This window comes from Streptomyces guryensis, assembly GCF_021261325.1.
Classification (GTDB): domain Bacteria; phylum Actinomycetota; class Actinomycetes; order Streptomycetales; family Streptomycetaceae; genus Streptomyces; species Streptomyces guryensis.
In genome coordinates, this window is sequence record NZ_JAJSBI010000003.1 from 376,312 (window position 1) to 390,385 (window position 14,074).

At 72.0% G+C, this 14,074-nt stretch carries 14 protein-coding genes; 10 read left to right on the top strand and 4 right to left on the bottom strand.

Annotated elements, in window-relative coordinates; genetic code table 11:
* Positions 1–40 precede the first annotated feature (40 nt).
* The 7 genes from mshB (at position 41) to LJ657_RS08685 (ending at position 7,378) form a co-directional block, all read left to right on the top strand.
* Positions 41–913 carry an N-acetyl-1-D-myo-inositol-2-amino-2-deoxy-alpha-D-glucopyranoside deacetylase gene (gene mshB / locus LJ657_RS08655; protein ID WP_232647807.1) on the top strand — a complete coding sequence of 291 codons (873 nt, stop codon included), beginning with the start codon at positions 41–43 and terminating at the stop codon, positions 911–913.
* Positions 910–1,320, top strand: a complete 411-nt coding sequence (locus LJ657_RS08660; RefSeq protein WP_232647808.1) for a DUF6113 family protein — start codon at positions 910–912, stop codon at positions 1,318–1,320. The genes mshB and LJ657_RS08660 overlap by 4 nt, the downstream gene beginning before the upstream one ends.
* A gap of 154 nt (positions 1,321–1,474) precedes the next feature.
* The gene (locus LJ657_RS08665; RefSeq protein WP_232647809.1) at positions 1,475–3,772 is read left to right on the top strand and encodes a hypothetical protein; all 2,298 of its coding nucleotides are present in this window, start codon (positions 1,475–1,477) and stop codon (positions 3,770–3,772) included.
* A 144-nt stretch (positions 3,773–3,916) separates the two neighbouring features.
* Positions 3,917–4,843, top strand: a complete 927-nt coding sequence (locus LJ657_RS08670) for an ABC transporter ATP-binding protein (protein WP_232647810.1) — start codon at positions 3,917–3,919, stop codon at positions 4,841–4,843.
* On the top strand, positions 4,840–5,571 hold the full coding sequence (locus LJ657_RS08675) for an ABC transporter permease (protein WP_232647811.1): 732 nt from the start codon (positions 4,840–4,842) through the stop codon (positions 5,569–5,571). The genes LJ657_RS08670 and LJ657_RS08675 overlap by 4 nt, the downstream gene beginning before the upstream one ends.
* Before the next feature lie 5 nt (positions 5,572–5,576).
* A complete protein-coding gene (locus LJ657_RS08680) occupies positions 5,577–6,767 on the top strand; it encodes a sensor histidine kinase (protein ID WP_232647975.1) in 1,191 nt (396 codons plus the stop codon).
* Positions 6,764–7,378 (top strand): response regulator transcription factor, encoded by a 615-nt coding sequence (locus tag LJ657_RS08685; RefSeq protein ID WP_232647812.1) that lies wholly within the window; start codon positions 6,764–6,766, stop codon positions 7,376–7,378. Before LJ657_RS08680 ends, LJ657_RS08685 begins: the two co-directional genes overlap by 4 nt.
* Positions 7,379–7,495: 117 nt before the next feature.
* Here LJ657_RS08685 and LJ657_RS08690 read toward each other — a convergent pair whose 3' ends face one another.
* Together LJ657_RS08690 and LJ657_RS08695 are read right to left on the bottom strand one after the other, a co-directional pair.
* Positions 7,496–8,347, bottom strand: a complete 852-nt coding sequence (locus LJ657_RS08690; RefSeq protein WP_232647813.1) for a transglutaminase-like and tetratricopeptide repeat-containing protein — start codon at positions 8,345–8,347, stop codon at positions 7,496–7,498.
* Between the two features lie 32 nt (positions 8,348–8,379).
* Entirely contained in the window at positions 8,380–9,396 is a 1,017-nt protein-coding gene (locus LJ657_RS08695; RefSeq protein ID WP_232647814.1) for a GNAT family N-acetyltransferase, read from the bottom strand.
* A 140-nt stretch (positions 9,397–9,536) separates the two neighbouring features.
* On the opposite strand from LJ657_RS08695, the gene fdxA reads away from it, so the two are divergent.
* Positions 9,537–9,857, top strand: a complete 321-nt coding sequence (gene fdxA / locus LJ657_RS08700; RefSeq protein WP_030929316.1) for a ferredoxin — start codon at positions 9,537–9,539, stop codon at positions 9,855–9,857.
* 134 nt (positions 9,858–9,991) lie between these two features.
* Positions 9,992–11,107 carry a bifunctional succinyldiaminopimelate transaminase/glutamate-prephenate aminotransferase gene (locus LJ657_RS08705; protein WP_232647815.1) on the top strand — a complete coding sequence of 372 codons (1,116 nt, stop codon included), beginning with the start codon at positions 9,992–9,994 and terminating at the stop codon, positions 11,105–11,107.
* 63 nt (positions 11,108–11,170) lie between these two features.
* On the opposite strand, the gene LJ657_RS08710 is transcribed toward LJ657_RS08705, so the two are convergent.
* Both LJ657_RS08710 and LJ657_RS08715 read right to left on the bottom strand, forming a co-directional pair.
* On the bottom strand, positions 11,171–11,632 hold the full coding sequence (locus LJ657_RS08710; RefSeq protein WP_232647816.1) for an ATP-binding protein: 462 nt from the start codon (positions 11,630–11,632) through the stop codon (positions 11,171–11,173).
* Positions 11,633–11,911: 279 nt separating this feature from the next.
* Complete coding sequence (locus LJ657_RS08715; protein ID WP_232647817.1) at positions 11,912–12,898, bottom strand: heavy metal transporter; 987 nt, start codon at positions 12,896–12,898, stop codon at positions 11,912–11,914.
* 85 nt (positions 12,899–12,983) lie between these two features.
* Between LJ657_RS08715 and dapE the strand changes: the two genes are divergently transcribed.
* Entirely contained in the window at positions 12,984–14,063 is a 1,080-nt protein-coding gene (gene dapE, locus LJ657_RS08720; RefSeq protein ID WP_232647818.1) for a succinyl-diaminopimelate desuccinylase, read from the top strand.
* The last annotated feature ends 11 nt before the right edge of the window (positions 14,064–14,074 follow it).

The following is a 14,074-nucleotide window of genomic DNA, read 5'->3' on the forward strand; positions in this document are numbered from 1 at the left end:
GCTGCGTCGCGCTGTCGGAGCCGCCTCGTAGGGTGGCTCCATGACGGAACAGCCTTCCCGGCGTCTGCTGCTGGTGCACGCGCACCCGGACGACGAGTCGATCAACAACGGCGCGACGATGGCCGCGTACGCGGCCGGGGGTGCCCGCGTGACCCTGGTCACCTGCACCCTCGGTGAACTCGGCGAGGTCATTCCGCCGGAGCTCCGGCACCTCACCGGCACCGCCCTGGGCGAGTACCGGCTGCGGGAGCTCACGGCCGCCATGCGCGAGCTCGGCGTCGCGGACTTCCGTCAGCTCGGCGGGCCGGGCCGCTACCGGGACTCCGGGATGATGGGCCTGGCCGACAACGACGACCCGGCCTGCTTCTGGCAGGCGGACGTCGACGAGGCGGCCGCGCACCTCGTAGAGGTGATCCTGGAGGTACGCCCCCAGGTCCTCATCACCTATGACGACCACGGCGGATACGGCCACCCCGACCACATCCAGGCCCACCGAGTGGCCATGCGCGCCGCCGAACTGGCCGCCGAGGCGGGCTGGGAGATCCCCAAGATCTACTGGAACCGCGTGCCGCGGTCCGTCGCCGAGGCCGCCTTCGCCCGCCTTGCGGACGATCTGCCCGACCTGCCCTACTCCAAGGCCGCCGTCATCGACGACGTACCGGGTGTCGTGTCCGACGAACAGATCACCGCCGCGATCGACGGCACCGCGCACGCCGCCGCCAAGGCCGCCGCGATGCGGGCACACGGCACGCAGATCGAGGTCGCGGAACCGTACTTCGCGCTCTCCAATGAACAGGCGCAGCCCCTCTTCGCCACCGAGTACTACCAATTGGTGCGCGGGGCGGCCGGAGAGCCGAGAGAGACCGATCTCTTCGCCGGGATCGAGTTCGCCGGTGTCGAGGAGGCGTCATGACCGAGCGCGGTTCCCTGCTCGCCCAGCCGCTCCAGCGGCCCTCCGCCGGACGGATGCTCCTGTACGCGGGCCTCTTCGTGCTCGGCACGGTCGTCGGCGCGGCCGGGGCGCTGGTGCAGGCCGCCTGGTTCCCCGGCGGGCTGCTGCTCGCGCTCGCCGGCGAGGCCGGGCTCTGCCTCGGCGGCGGACGGGCCACCGGCGGCCGCGGCGGGGCGATCGCACCTGCCGCCGGATGGATGATCTCCGTCATTCTGCTCACCGCCAGCAGACCCGAAGGGGACTTCCTCTTCGGCGCGGGAGGCGGCTCCTATCTCTTCCTCCTCGGAGGCATGGCCGTAGCTGTGATCTGCGCCACCCTTGGACAGGGGCGGCAACCAGGTGGCCGTGACGTCCGACTTGGCAAGTGACGTACCACTTCGCCATTAACCACTAGTGGGAGTCCCGTGTGGGTTTCCCCGGCGGTCATGGGATACGCGCCAGAAGTGGCCAGTATGGTGGTGCGCGCCGCCGAGCCGCCCGTGAGGTTGTGTCGGGCGGCGGAGCCAACCGGGAGAACCTGCCTTGAGTCGTGAAACTGACACTCCGTCCTCCGGGCCCAACGGGCGCGGCGGAGCCGCATACCCGTCGGGCACGCCGCCGTACGGGACCCCCACGGCTTCCGACGCCGGTACCGATGCGGGCCGTTCGGCCGCGCAGCCGGAGGACCGCAAGACCGAGACCACACTGACGACCCGGATCCGGATCAACATCCCCGGGTCGCGGCCCATTCCGCCGGTCGTCGTACGTACGCCCGTCGCGGACGCCGAGAGCTCCGACGGCACCGGGGAGACCGAGGCTCCGGTGCCGGGTGCCACCCAGGCCATGAGCACGGTCGAGCCTCCGGCCGACCCCGCCCAGCCCGCCGGGGACAAGGCTGGCGGGTGGTTCGCGCCCCGCAAGTCGGGGCCCGCCAAGGGCGGTCAGGGCGGCGGCTCCACCAACGGGGCCGGTCTGCCGGGCGGTTCGGGCGCGGGCGCGCCGGCCGCCCCGGGTGCCGGGCCCTTCGGCACGGGCGCCCCTGCGGGCGGCGCACGTCCGGGCACCGGCCGTCCCGGCGGCGTGGTCGGCTCCATGAGCGTGCCGGGCGGCTCACGACCCGGCGGCGCCCCCCGCCCGGGCGGGACGAACGGCGCCGGGCTCCCCGGCGCGACCGGCGGGCCCGTGGCCCCCGGGCACGGCGGCGGCACCGGCTCCTTCGACGTCACCGAGGCGCTGGCCGGGGGACCGCTGGGCAACGGGGCGCGCCCCGGCGGCGGCGAGGCGCGCCGTGACGAGCTCCCGTACTTCTCGGACGGCGAGCCCAGCCCCCAGAACGGGCAGAACGGCCAGGGCGGTTACGGCGGCGCGAGCGGCTTCAACGGGCCGAACGGCCGCGGCGGCCAGGGCGGCGCCCAGGGCCCCGCGGGCCCGACCGTCGGCCCGGTCACCGGTGACGGCCCCGTGACCTCGCCCTTCGGCAGCGGACCCACCGGACCTGCCGGGCCCAAGGGGCCCGGCGGCCCGGGCGGACCTGTCGGCCTCGGCGGTCCTGCGGGCATCGGCGGACCCGCCGGCCTCGGCGGTCCCGCGGGCCTCGGCGGTCCCGGTGGCATCGGCGCCCCGCACGGCGCGGGCCTCGGCCCCGGTGGCGGCCTGAGCGACGACACCGCGATCCTCACCCCGCAGAAGCCGGCCCCCGAGCCGGGCCAGCAGGGCTTCCCGGCACCCGACAACATCTCCGGACACACCGTCACCAGCGGCGTCCCGGTCGGGGCGCCCGGCGCGAGCTCGCCGTTCGGCCCCGGTTCCCACACCGACGGCCCGCTGCCGCACACGCCCCCGAAGCTGCCCGAGCCGGCCGGCCAGAACACCCCGGCCGCTTCGGCGCCCAAGAAAAAGAAGAAGGGGCGCAACAAGCTGGTGCTGCTCGGCACCGGCGTGGTCATCGTCGGCGGTCTCGCATACGGCGCCGGGCTGCTGATGAACCACTCCGACGTGCCCAAGGGCACCACCGTGCTCGGCGTCGACATCGGCGGCGGCACCCGCGACGAGGCCGTCAAGAAGCTCGACGCGGCCTTCGGCGCCCGCGTGAACAAGCCGCTGAAGCTGTCCGTCGGCGGGAAGACGGTCGAGCTCAAGCCGGACCAGGCGGGCCTCCAGTTCGACGAGCAGGCCACGGTCGCGGCGGCCGCACAGGCCGACTACAACCCGATCTCCGTCATCGGCTCCCTCTTCGGCAACCACCGGGTCGTCGACCCCGTCATGCCCGTCGACGAGGAGAAGCTGACGGCCGCCCTGACGACCACGGCGGGCGGCTCCGGTTCGATGACCGAGGGCACGATCGAGTTCAAGTCCGGCAAGGCCGTCGCCGTCTACGGCAAGGCGGGCAAGGGCATCGACGCCGCCAGGTCGGCCCAGGCGGTCGAGGAGGCATACCGCAGCCAAGTGGAGACCAACGCCACCGACCCGGTCGCGGTCGTGACCACGACCCGGCAGCCGACGATCACGAACGCCGAGGTCGACCGGGAGATGAAGGCGTTCGCCGAGCCCGCGATGTCGGGGCTCGTCACGGTCAAGACGGACACGGGCGTCTCGCTGCCGCTCAGCCCGCAGAACTCCCTGTGGAAGTTCCTCAGGGTCTCGGCCGTGGGCGGCAAGCTCGTCGACAAGCCGGACCTCGCCGCGCTCAAGCAGCTCTACGGCGGCCAGTTCGACCACGTCCTGATCACCCGGGGCACCGGCAAGAAGACCGCCGTCACCCCGCAGGACGTCTACGTCGCCCTGCGCCAGGCCCTGCTGAGCAAGACCAACCGGGTGGGGATCATCCAGACGAAGAGCTGAGCCCAGGCCCGGAAAGGGGGCACCCGGCACCCGCCGGATGCCCCCTTCGCCGTATGTCACCGTCCGCCGCATGACATCTGTCATCCGGCAGTCAGGACCGCCGACACTGCCGGGACCCGGGCCTGTGCGGCCACCATGGATCCCATGACGACGACAGCGACAGCGACCACCGCCCCGGTGGTCGGCTTCGACCAGGTGAGCAAGACCTACGGGACCGTACGGGCCGTCGACGGGCTGACGCTCGCCCTGCACCCGGGGGAGACCGTGGCCCTGCTCGGGCCCAACGGGGCCGGCAAGTCGACCACCCTCGACCTGCTGCTGGGTCTCAAGCACGCCGACAGCGGCACGGTCCGCGTCTTCGGCACCGGCCCGCGCGAGGCCATCGTCGCCGGGCGCGTGGGCGCCATGCTGCAGAGCGGCGGGCTGATGGACGAGGTCACCGTCGCCGAGCTGGTGAAGCTCGCCTGCGATCTGCACCCCAAGCCGTACAAGGCGAAGGACGTGCTCGCCCGCGCCGGCATCTCCCAGATCGCCGACCGCAAGGTCAACAAGCTCTCCGGCGGCCAGGCCCAGCGCGTCCGCTTCGCCCTCGCCACGGCCGGCGACAGCGACCTGATCGTCCTCGACGAGCCGACCACCGGCATGGACGTCTCCGCCCGCCAGGCCTTCTGGGCCACCATGCGCGAGCAGGCCGACCAGGGCCGCACGGTCCTGTTCGCCACGCACTACCTGGAGGAGGCGGACGCCATCGCCGACCGGGTGCTCGTCCTGCACCGCGGACGGCTCCTCGCGGACGGCACGGCGGCCGAGATCAAGGCGAAGGCCGGGGCGCGGAGGGTGTCGTTCGACCTCGAAGGCGCCATCGACGAGGCCCCACTGCGCGCCCTGCCGTTCCTGACGTCGGTGGATATTTCCGGCCAGACCGTCCGCATCCAGTCCTCCGACGCCGACGCGACCGTGCACGCCCTGTACGGCCTCGGTGTCTACCCCCGCAACCTCGAAGTCGCCGGACTCGGCCTGGAGCAGGCCTTCGTCGCCATCACCGCCGCCGAGGAGGCGAAGCAGTCGTGAACAGCCTGATCAAGCTGGAGCTCACCCGCGCCCTGCGCAACCGCAAGTTCCTGTTCTTCTCGGTGATCTACCCGTCGGTCATCTTCCTGCTCGTCTCCAACCAGACGGGCAAGGTCGACGGCACGGGCCTGAGCGTCTCGTCGTACGTCATGGTCTCCATGGCCTCCTTCGGCGCCCTGACCGCGGTCCTCATGGGCAACAGCGAGCGCATCGCCAAGGAGCGGGAGAGCGGCTGGGTACGGCAGCTGCGGCTGACCACGCTGCCCGGGCGCGGCTATGTCCTCGCCAAGACCGCCAGTGCCGCCGTAGTCAGCCTGCCGTCCATCGTGGTCGTCTTCCTGGTCGCCGCGGCCGTACGGGGTGTGCGGCTGGACGCCTGGCAGTGGTTCGCGCTCACCGGGGCGATCTGGGCCGGCAGCCTGGTCTTCGCCGCGCTCGGCGTCGCCATCGGCTACCTGGCCTCCGGGGACGCGGTCCGTCCCATCACGATGATCACGTACTTCGGTCTGTCGATCCTCGGCGGCCTGTGGATGCCGTCCTCGACCTTCCCGCAGTGGCTGCAGGACATCGCCAAGTGGCTGCCCACCCACGCGTACGCTGCCCTGGGGCGGGCCATCGAGCAGAGCCAGTCCCCCGAGACCAAGGACCTCGCCCTCCTCGTCGTCTACTTCGCCCTGTTCGCGGGCGGCGCGGCGTGGCTGTACCGGAAGGACACGCTGAAGGCGTGAGCACGATGACGGACGACGGACTGCCCGAGGAACTCCGGGCCGAGAACGCGATCCGGGTCGGCCAGCCGCCCCGCAACCGGGCCGATGCCATGCGCAAACTGGTCTGGATCCTGCCCTGGCTGATCTTTCTCGGATCGCCGGTGCAGGACCTGACCTCCGGCCACCACACGCCCGCCGCGACCGTGGCGGGCTGGGTGGCCCTGGCCTCCTTCACCGGCGTCTATCTGTCGCTGGTCTTCCGGAACATGGGCCGGCCGTTCTCCGGACGGGCCGTCGGCGCTTTCGTCGCACTGCTCGGCACGCTCGCCCTGGTCCTGTGCCTCACCCTCGGCAGCGCGTGGATCGGCCTCTTCGTGTACGTCTCCGTCACCTGCGGTGCCACGCTGCCACAGCGCATCGCCTACTGGGCGATCGGGCTGAACACCCTCACGATGCTCCTGGTCGTCCTGCACTTCGGCGCGGACGACTGGAGCCTGGTCCTGGTGGTGCTGCTGCTGGGCTTCGCGATGATGGGGGTGAAGCAACTGGTGCGCACGACCGTCGAGTTGCGCAAGGCCCGTGCCACCGTCGCCCAACTGGCCGCCAACGAGGAGCGGTTGCGTCTGGCCCGCGACCTGCACGACCTCCTGGGCCACTCGCTCTCGCTCATCACCCTCAAGAGCGAGCTGGCGGGCCGCATGCTCCCCGACCACCCCGACAAGGCCGCCCAGCAGGTTTCCGACATCGAACAGGTCAGCCGCCAGGCCCTGGTGGACGTCCGCGAGGCGGTCACCGGCTACCGCCGTCCGCGCCTGTCCGAAGAACTCGCGGGCACACAGGTCGCCTTGACGGCGGCGGCCGTCACGGCCGACATGCCCGACGACGCGGACCTCACCGGCGTCCCCGAGGAGAGCGAGTCCGCCCTCGCCTGGGCGCTGCGCGAGGCGGTCACCAACGTCGTACGGCACAGCGGCGCCACCCGCTGCACGGTGGAGGTGCTGCACCGCCAGACCCTGGACGGCCCGGTCCTCGAACTCACCGTCGAGGACAACGGCTCGGGCGGCTCCGGCAAGGGCCCCGGCAACGGTCTGACGGGCCTGACGGAACGCCTGGAGAAGGCCGGCGGGACCCTGGAGGCAGGCCGCGTCAAGCACGGCTTCCGGCTGGTCGCCCGCGTCCCCGTCACCACCTCGCCGGCCGTAGGATCCGGGGCATGAGCTCTACGATCAAGGTGCTGCTCGCCGAGGACCAGTCGATGGTCCGCGAGGCGCTGGCCGCCCTCCTCGGACTCGAGGACGACATCGAGGTCGTGGCCCAAGTGGCGCGCGGCGACGAGGTGTTGGCGGCCGCCCGCGAGCACGCCGTGGACGTGGCCCTCCTCGACATCGAGATGCCGGGCTGCACCGGCATCGAGGCGGCGGCCCAGGTCCACAAGGCCCTGCCCGGCGTGAAACTCGTCGTCCTCACCACCTTCGGCCGCCCCGGCTACCTCCGCAGCGCCATGGAGGCGGGCGCCGACGCCTTCCTGGTCAAGGACGCCCCCGCAGCCCAACTGGCAGACGCGGTACGCAAGGTCCTGTCGGGAGAACGGGTCATCGACCCCACCCTGGCCGCAGCGGCCCTCGCGGAAGGCGCCAACCCTCTGACGGACCGCGAACGCGAGGTCCTCCGCGCGGCGGCCGACGGCTCGACGAACGCGGAGCTGGCAGCGGCCCTGCACTTGTCCCAGGGGACGGTCCGGAACTATCTCTCCACGGCGATCCAGAAACTGGCAGTACGAAACAGGGCCGAAGCGGTACGGATCGCTAGAGAAAAAGGCTGGCTGTAGCGCCCTGAGGGGCGCGGGCGGGGCTGTATCGATTTGCGGCTCCGCCGCGTGGGCGCGACAAGCCACGACGAACTCGCACACGCACCATTCACAAGCCCCTGGGGTGATCAGGCGAACTCAGTTGAGCAGCGCCCGAGCTGCTCGGGCCTGCCCCCGCACCCGCTCCGCGGCCGACTCATCCACCGCCGCCACCGCATCGGCGTAAGCCTCGAGCTCCACCGCCCCCTCGACGAAGTCCCCCCGCTGCACCAGCACCTGCCCCCGCTCATACCGCAACCGCGCCGGATGCGAGGGCAACAGCAGCGACAGATCGACCGCCCACAACGAAACATCCGACCGCTCGGGCCGAGCCGCGGCCCACGCCCGGATGTTGTTGAGGATCCGCAGAACGACGTCCAGAGGATCCGCCGGTGTCAACATCGACGGATCCAGCGCAGCCCCCGTGGCACCGGCCACCAACAGCTCCGCGTCGCCGGCCCCCAGCAGCCGCCCCCCGTCGAACGGATCCACCAGCACCTGTGCCTCCTCAGGCCCGAACCCGACCACGAAGTGCCCTGGCAGAGCGACCCCGTACACCGGCGCCCCAGCCCGCCGCGCGACCTCCATCCACACCACCGAGAGCAGGATCGGCAGCCCGCGCCGCCGCCGCAGCACCTCGTGCAGCAGCGAGGACTCCAGGCGCTGATAGTCGGCGGGGGAGCCGCGGAAGCCGTCCTGCGCCCCGAGGAGGTGGTGCAGTGCGGTCGCCCAGGCCATCGGGCCGCCCGGCCGGAAGGGCATCCGCCCCGCCAGCCGGTCCAGCTCCATCTGGGCGGCGTCCAGTCCCGCCTCGTCCAGCTCCCCGTCCGCCGCCGCGCCCACCAGCAGGCACAGCGTGGACAGATCGGGCCGCTCGGACCGCGCCTCCTCGGCGAACCGCCGCCGCAGTTCGGCGGACCGCTCAGGCGGTGGTGGGTATGGGGGACGCATGGCAGGCTCGTGCCCTCTCCCGGCGATCGGTACTACCGGCCGCCGCCGGGAGCCGCCGGTTCCCGGTAGTGGTGGTAGGCGTGGTGCGCGGCGAAGCCCATCCCGGCGTACAGGGCCCGCGCGCCCGCGTTGTCCTCCTCGACCTGCAGCCAGGCGGCCGAGGCGCCCTCGTCGAGCGCCCGCCGGGCCAGCGCGGCCATGACGGTGGTCGCCAGCCCGCGCCGCCGCAGCGCCGGATCCACCTCGACGGCCGCGAAGGACGCCCACCGCCCGTCCACGACACACCGCCCGATCGCCTGGGGCGCCGTACCTTCGGACAAGCCGGGAACCGTCGCGAACCACACGGAGGGCCCGCTCCCCAGCACCTTCAGAGCCACCTCGCTCACCCCCTTGCGCTGGTACCGGGCGAGCCACGCCTCGTCCGCCTCCCGGGACAGCACGACACCGGCCCCCTCGGCCCGGTCGGCGACCGGCGCCAGCGCCCCGACCCACAGCCCGGCGGTCACCTCACGCACCCATCCGCGCCGCTCCAGCTCCGCGCACAGCAGCTCCTGAGTGCCCTCGGCGCCGGTCGCGGTCTGGATGTACGCGGGCAGCCCACGGTCGCCGTACCACCGTCGTACGACATCGAGTGCCTCGTCGAGCGGCACGCCCGGGTCGCCGAGCGGCAGCACGGAATTGGCGCGCCGGGTGAACCCTGCCGCGGCCCGCAGCTCCCAGTCGCCGAGCCGCTCGCTCTCCACCGGCCGCCACGCGCGCGAGGCGACGTGCGCGAGCTCCTCGTAGGAGACGGCAGGACCCCGCCGACGGGCCGGTGCGGCGGGCACGACCTTCCCCGCGACCAGCGCGGATTCCGGAATCCGGACGCTCTCACCGCTCTTGCGTGTGATCAGCAGCACACCGTCGTCCCATGATGTGAGAACACCCACCGTGTCGGTGAACTTCTCCTCCGCGACTCCAGCTTCGATCAAGCGTCGTACCGAGACTCGTTTCCCCACGTCAGCAGCGGTGATACGAACCTCCAGAAGTCCGCCGGCCGAGATTTCCACAGGTCAGTTCACCCCTCCTGTTCGGATCATGCCCAATAACGGAGATACTAGGGGCGGGCATCGACGACGCCGCGCTCCCGCGCGCCAGGCGGCGGAGCCTACGGAGGCCCGCCAGCGCCCTATCGAGGAGGAACGACAGCGTGACCTACGTCATCGCGCAGCCTTGTGTCGACGTCAAGGACAAGGCGTGCATCGAGGAGTGCCCGGTCGACTGCATCTACGAGGGCCAGCGGTCCTTGTACATCCACCCGGACGAATGCGTCGACTGTGGTGCCTGTGAGCCGGTCTGCCCGGTCGAGGCGATCTTCTACGAGGACGACACTCCGGAGGAGTGGAAGGACTACTACAAGGCGAACGTCGAGTTCTTCGACGAGCTCGGCTCCCCCGGCGGCGCCAGCAAGCTGGGCCTGATCGAGCGGGACCACCCCTTCATCGCCGCGCTGCCGCCGCAGGCCGAGTAACCACCGAGCGGCCCGCACTCCGCGCCGCCTCGGTCCCGTACGGCCGGATCGCCATGATCGCCGTACGGGGCCGAGGCGTTTGCCGAATCAGGGCCCGAGGGCCTTGTGCCGTACCAGAAAGTGAGCCAGATCCCGTGTCCGCAGTCTCCGACCGCCTGCCCACCTTCCCCTGGGACAAGCTGGAGCCGTACAAGAAAACGGCCGCCTCGCACCCGGACGGCATCGTCGACCTCTCCGTCGGCACCCCGGTCGACCCGGTCCCCGAGCTGATCCAGAAGGCCCTCATCGACGCTGCGGACTCCCCGGGCTATCCGACGGTCTGGGGCACCCCGGCCCTGCGCGACGCGATCACCGCCTGGGTCGAGCGCCGGCTCGGCGCCCGCGGGGTCACCCACAAGCACGTGCTGCCGATCGTCGGCTCCAAGGAACTCGTCGCCTGGCTCCCCACCCAGCTGGGCCTGGGCCCCGGCGACAGGGTCGCGTACCCGCGCCTGGCCTACCCGACGTACGAGGTGGGCGCCCGTCTGGCCGGCGCGGACTACGAGGTCTACGACGCCGAGACATTTGCGGCCACCGCCGCGGGGACCGACCTCGACCCGACGAACCTGAAGCTCCTCTGGCTCAACTCGCCTTCCAACCCGACGGGAAAGGTGCTGGGCAAGGAGCAGCTGACCCGGATCGTCGCGTGGGCGCGCGAGCACGGGATCCTGCTCTTCTCCGACGAGTGCTACCTGGAGCTGGGCTGGGAGGCGGACCCGGTCTCGGTCCTGCACCCCGACGTGAACGGCGGCTCGTACGAGGGCATCGTGTCCGTCCACTCCCTCTCCAAGCGCTCCAACCTGGCGGGCTACCGCGCGGCCTTCCTGGCCGGCGACCCGGCCGTGCTCGGCCCCCTGCTGGAGATCCGCAAGCACGGCGGCATGATGACGCCGAAGCCCACGCAGGCGGCCGTGGTGGCGGCCCTGGGTGACGACGCCCACGTCCGTGAGCAGCGGGAGCGGTACGCGGCCCGGCGCACGGCCCTGCGCGCGGCGCTCCTCGGCCACGGCTTCCGCATCGAGCACAGCGAGGCCAGCCTCTACCTGTGGGCGACGCGGGACGAGTCCTGCTGGGACACGGTGGCCCACCTGGCCGGGCTCGGCATCCTGGTTGCACCGGGCGACTTCTACGGCACGGCGGGCGAGAAGTTCGTACGCGTGGCGCTGACGGCGACGGACGAGCGGGTGCGCGCGGCCGTGGAGCGGCTGTAACCACCCCGGACACGACGATGGGGCCCGGGACATCGTCCCGGGCCCCATCGTCGTGCAAGTTGCTCAGCCGCCGATGGGGAGGCCCTTCACCGGCAGGTTGCCGGTCGAGGGCAGGCCGCCCTTGGTCAGCCCGTCGGTCGGCAGGTTGCCGCCGCCCTTGGTGGCCGTCTGGGTGGTGACGCCGACGATCTCCCCGACGGAACCGGCCGCGGCACCCGCGGCACGCTGCGCCGCCGGGGCCGCCTTCTTCGCCACGCTGCCGCCGGTCTTGCCGGCGTTCGGCACCGCCTTCTTGACCGCGTTGCTGCCGGCGTCGCCCGCGAGCCCGGTCACGTTCTGCGCCGCACCGTCGACGGTGTTGCCGACGTTCGCCCCGTCCAGGGCGGTCACGCCACCGAGGTTCGGGGTGGCCGGCAGTTCGGGGGCCGCCGCGCTCGCGGAGCCGGCCGCACCGACCCCGGCAGCCGCTCCCGCTGCGACGAGCAGCGCGGCACGGGCGATCCGACGGGTCAGGGGGAGGGACATGATGCTCCTTCGATGGATGTTGATCGTCCGGGCTCGGACGATGTGACTACCGCTCGAAGGCCCCGAAGGTTGCGGCGTCCCAACGTAAAGAGTTGGCAATGCGTCGCATTATCGGCTGCGGATAAAAACGGGCAAAAAGTGCCCGGCCGGCAAGCCCGCCGAATCCTTACATCCCTTTGCCGACAAGGGCTTTGACCGATGCAGGGGTGACGGTGCGAAAACCTGCCCACACCGTGGACCGGGCATGCCGGGCATAACCCGTGCGAGTGAAGGACCGTACTACTGCGCAGTGACGATCCGGACCGCGCCGGTGGCCTTTCCCACGACGCCCGCGCCTTCCGCGGCGGCCGTGTGCCACGGGGTGTCGGCGCTTCCGGCGGTCCACTCCCGTCCGCCGTAGGAGACACGCTCGATGTGCAGGGCGGAGGAGTTGGCCACGGCCCAGTGGGCGAGTTGCCAGCCGCGCTGCCGCACGCTGCGGCCCTTGGCGGGGCTCTTGTCTGCGACGGGGAGCGTGACGGTGCGGGCGGTCTCCGTCGTGCTCTCGGTCGTGCTCCCCGCGGGGGAGGGTGCCGGGGTCGACGCGGCGCTCACCTCGGCGGCGGCCGGCTGCAGTGCGTCGCGCCCGAAGTCCCGTACGAGAGCGGCCCGGACGGCGTCCGGACCCGCCGCCCGCGTGGCGGCCGGGAGGCCGGCGCAGGTCAGCGTGGCCGGCGAGTTCCCGGTGAGGGCGGCGGAGAGCAGAGTGGCGTCCGGCTCGCGCTTGGCGTACGCCTCGGGATATCCGCTGCGCTGCACACGCTGCGCGGCGACCGTGAGGGGCAGCTTCGCGTAGTCGTGCACCTTGGCCAGGTGCTGGTAGAACACGCCGGCCGCGTACGTCGGGTCCAGGATCTGCTTCTTCGTGCCCCAGCCCTGCGAGGGCCGCTGCTGGAACAGGCCGAGCGAATCCCGGTCGCCGTGCTCGATGTTGTGCAGCCCCGACTCCTGAAGCGAGGTCGCGATCGCGATGGTCACCGCCCGCTCGGGCATGCCGCGCCCGGTGCCCACCGCTGCGATCGTCGCCGCGTTCACCGCCTGCTCCGGCGTGAACTCGTACGACGCCCCGCCGGCCTCCCCCGAGACCACCTTGCATCCGGAACCGCCTCTGCCCCCGGTGACGTACTGCACCGCGAGATAGCCCGCGACGGCGAACAGGATCACGAAAGCCGCCCCGATGCGGAAGAGGCGGCCACGGCGTTTGAGGGTGGGTGACGGCTCTGGCACGTCGTACAAGGTAGCGGAGGGCTCTGTGACCCACGTGCCGGATGTGGGCAGTGGGCCGAAGCGGTGGGGGGTTAGGGTCGACGGCATGGCCGACACCCCACTTGACCTCACCCTGGACGCCGCCGAGCTCACCGCGCGGCTCGTCGACTTCCCGTCCGAGAGCGGCACCGAGAAGCCCCTCGCCGACGCGATCGAGACCGCCCTGCGCGCCCTGCCGCACCTGACGGTCGAGCGGTACGGCAACAACGTCGTCGCGCGCACGAACCTGGGGCGGCCGGAGCGGGTGATCCTGGCCGGTCACATCGACACCGTGCCGATCGCCGGGAACGTCCCGTCCCGGCTGGACGCGGACGGCGTCCTGTGGGGCTGCGGCACCTGCGACATGAAGTCGGGCGTGGCGGTGCAGCTGCGGATCGCGGCCACGGTCCCGGCCCCCAACCGCGACCTGACCTTCGTCTTCTACGACAACGAAGAGGTGGCGGCGGACCTCAACGGACTCAGGCACGTCGCCGAGGCGCACCCCGAGTGGCTGGAGGGCGACTTCGCGGTGCTCCTTGAGCCGTCCGACGGCGAGGTCGAGGGCGGCTGCCAGGGCACCCTCAGGGTCCTGCTGAAGACGACGGGCGAGCGGGCGCACTCGGCGCGCAGCTGGATGGGCTCCAACGCCATCCACGCGGCCGCGCCGATCCTGGCCCGCCTGGCGTCGTACGAGCCCCGCTACCCGGTGATCGACGGCCTGGAGTACCGGGAGGGCCTGAACGCGGTGGGCATCTCGGGCGGCGTGGCGGGCAATGTCATCCCCGACGAATGCGTCGTCTCCGTCAACTTCCGCTATGCCCCCGACCGCACGGAGCAGGAGGCGATCGCCCACGTCAGGGAGGTCTTCGCGGACTGCGGGGTGACGGAGTTCGTCGTGGACGACCACAGCGGTGCGGCGCTGCCCGGCCTCTCGCACCCGGCCGCCGCGGCCTTCATCGAGGCGGTCGGCGGGACCCCGCAGCCGAAGTACGGCTGGACGGACGTCTCGCGCTTCTCCTCCCTCGGCATCCCCGCGGTCAACTACGGCCCCGGCAACCCGCACTTGGCGCACAAGCGGGACGAACGGGTCGAAACCGGGAAGATCCTGGCGGGTGAGCAGCGCCTGCGGGCGTGGCTGACGGCATAGGCCCGTACACC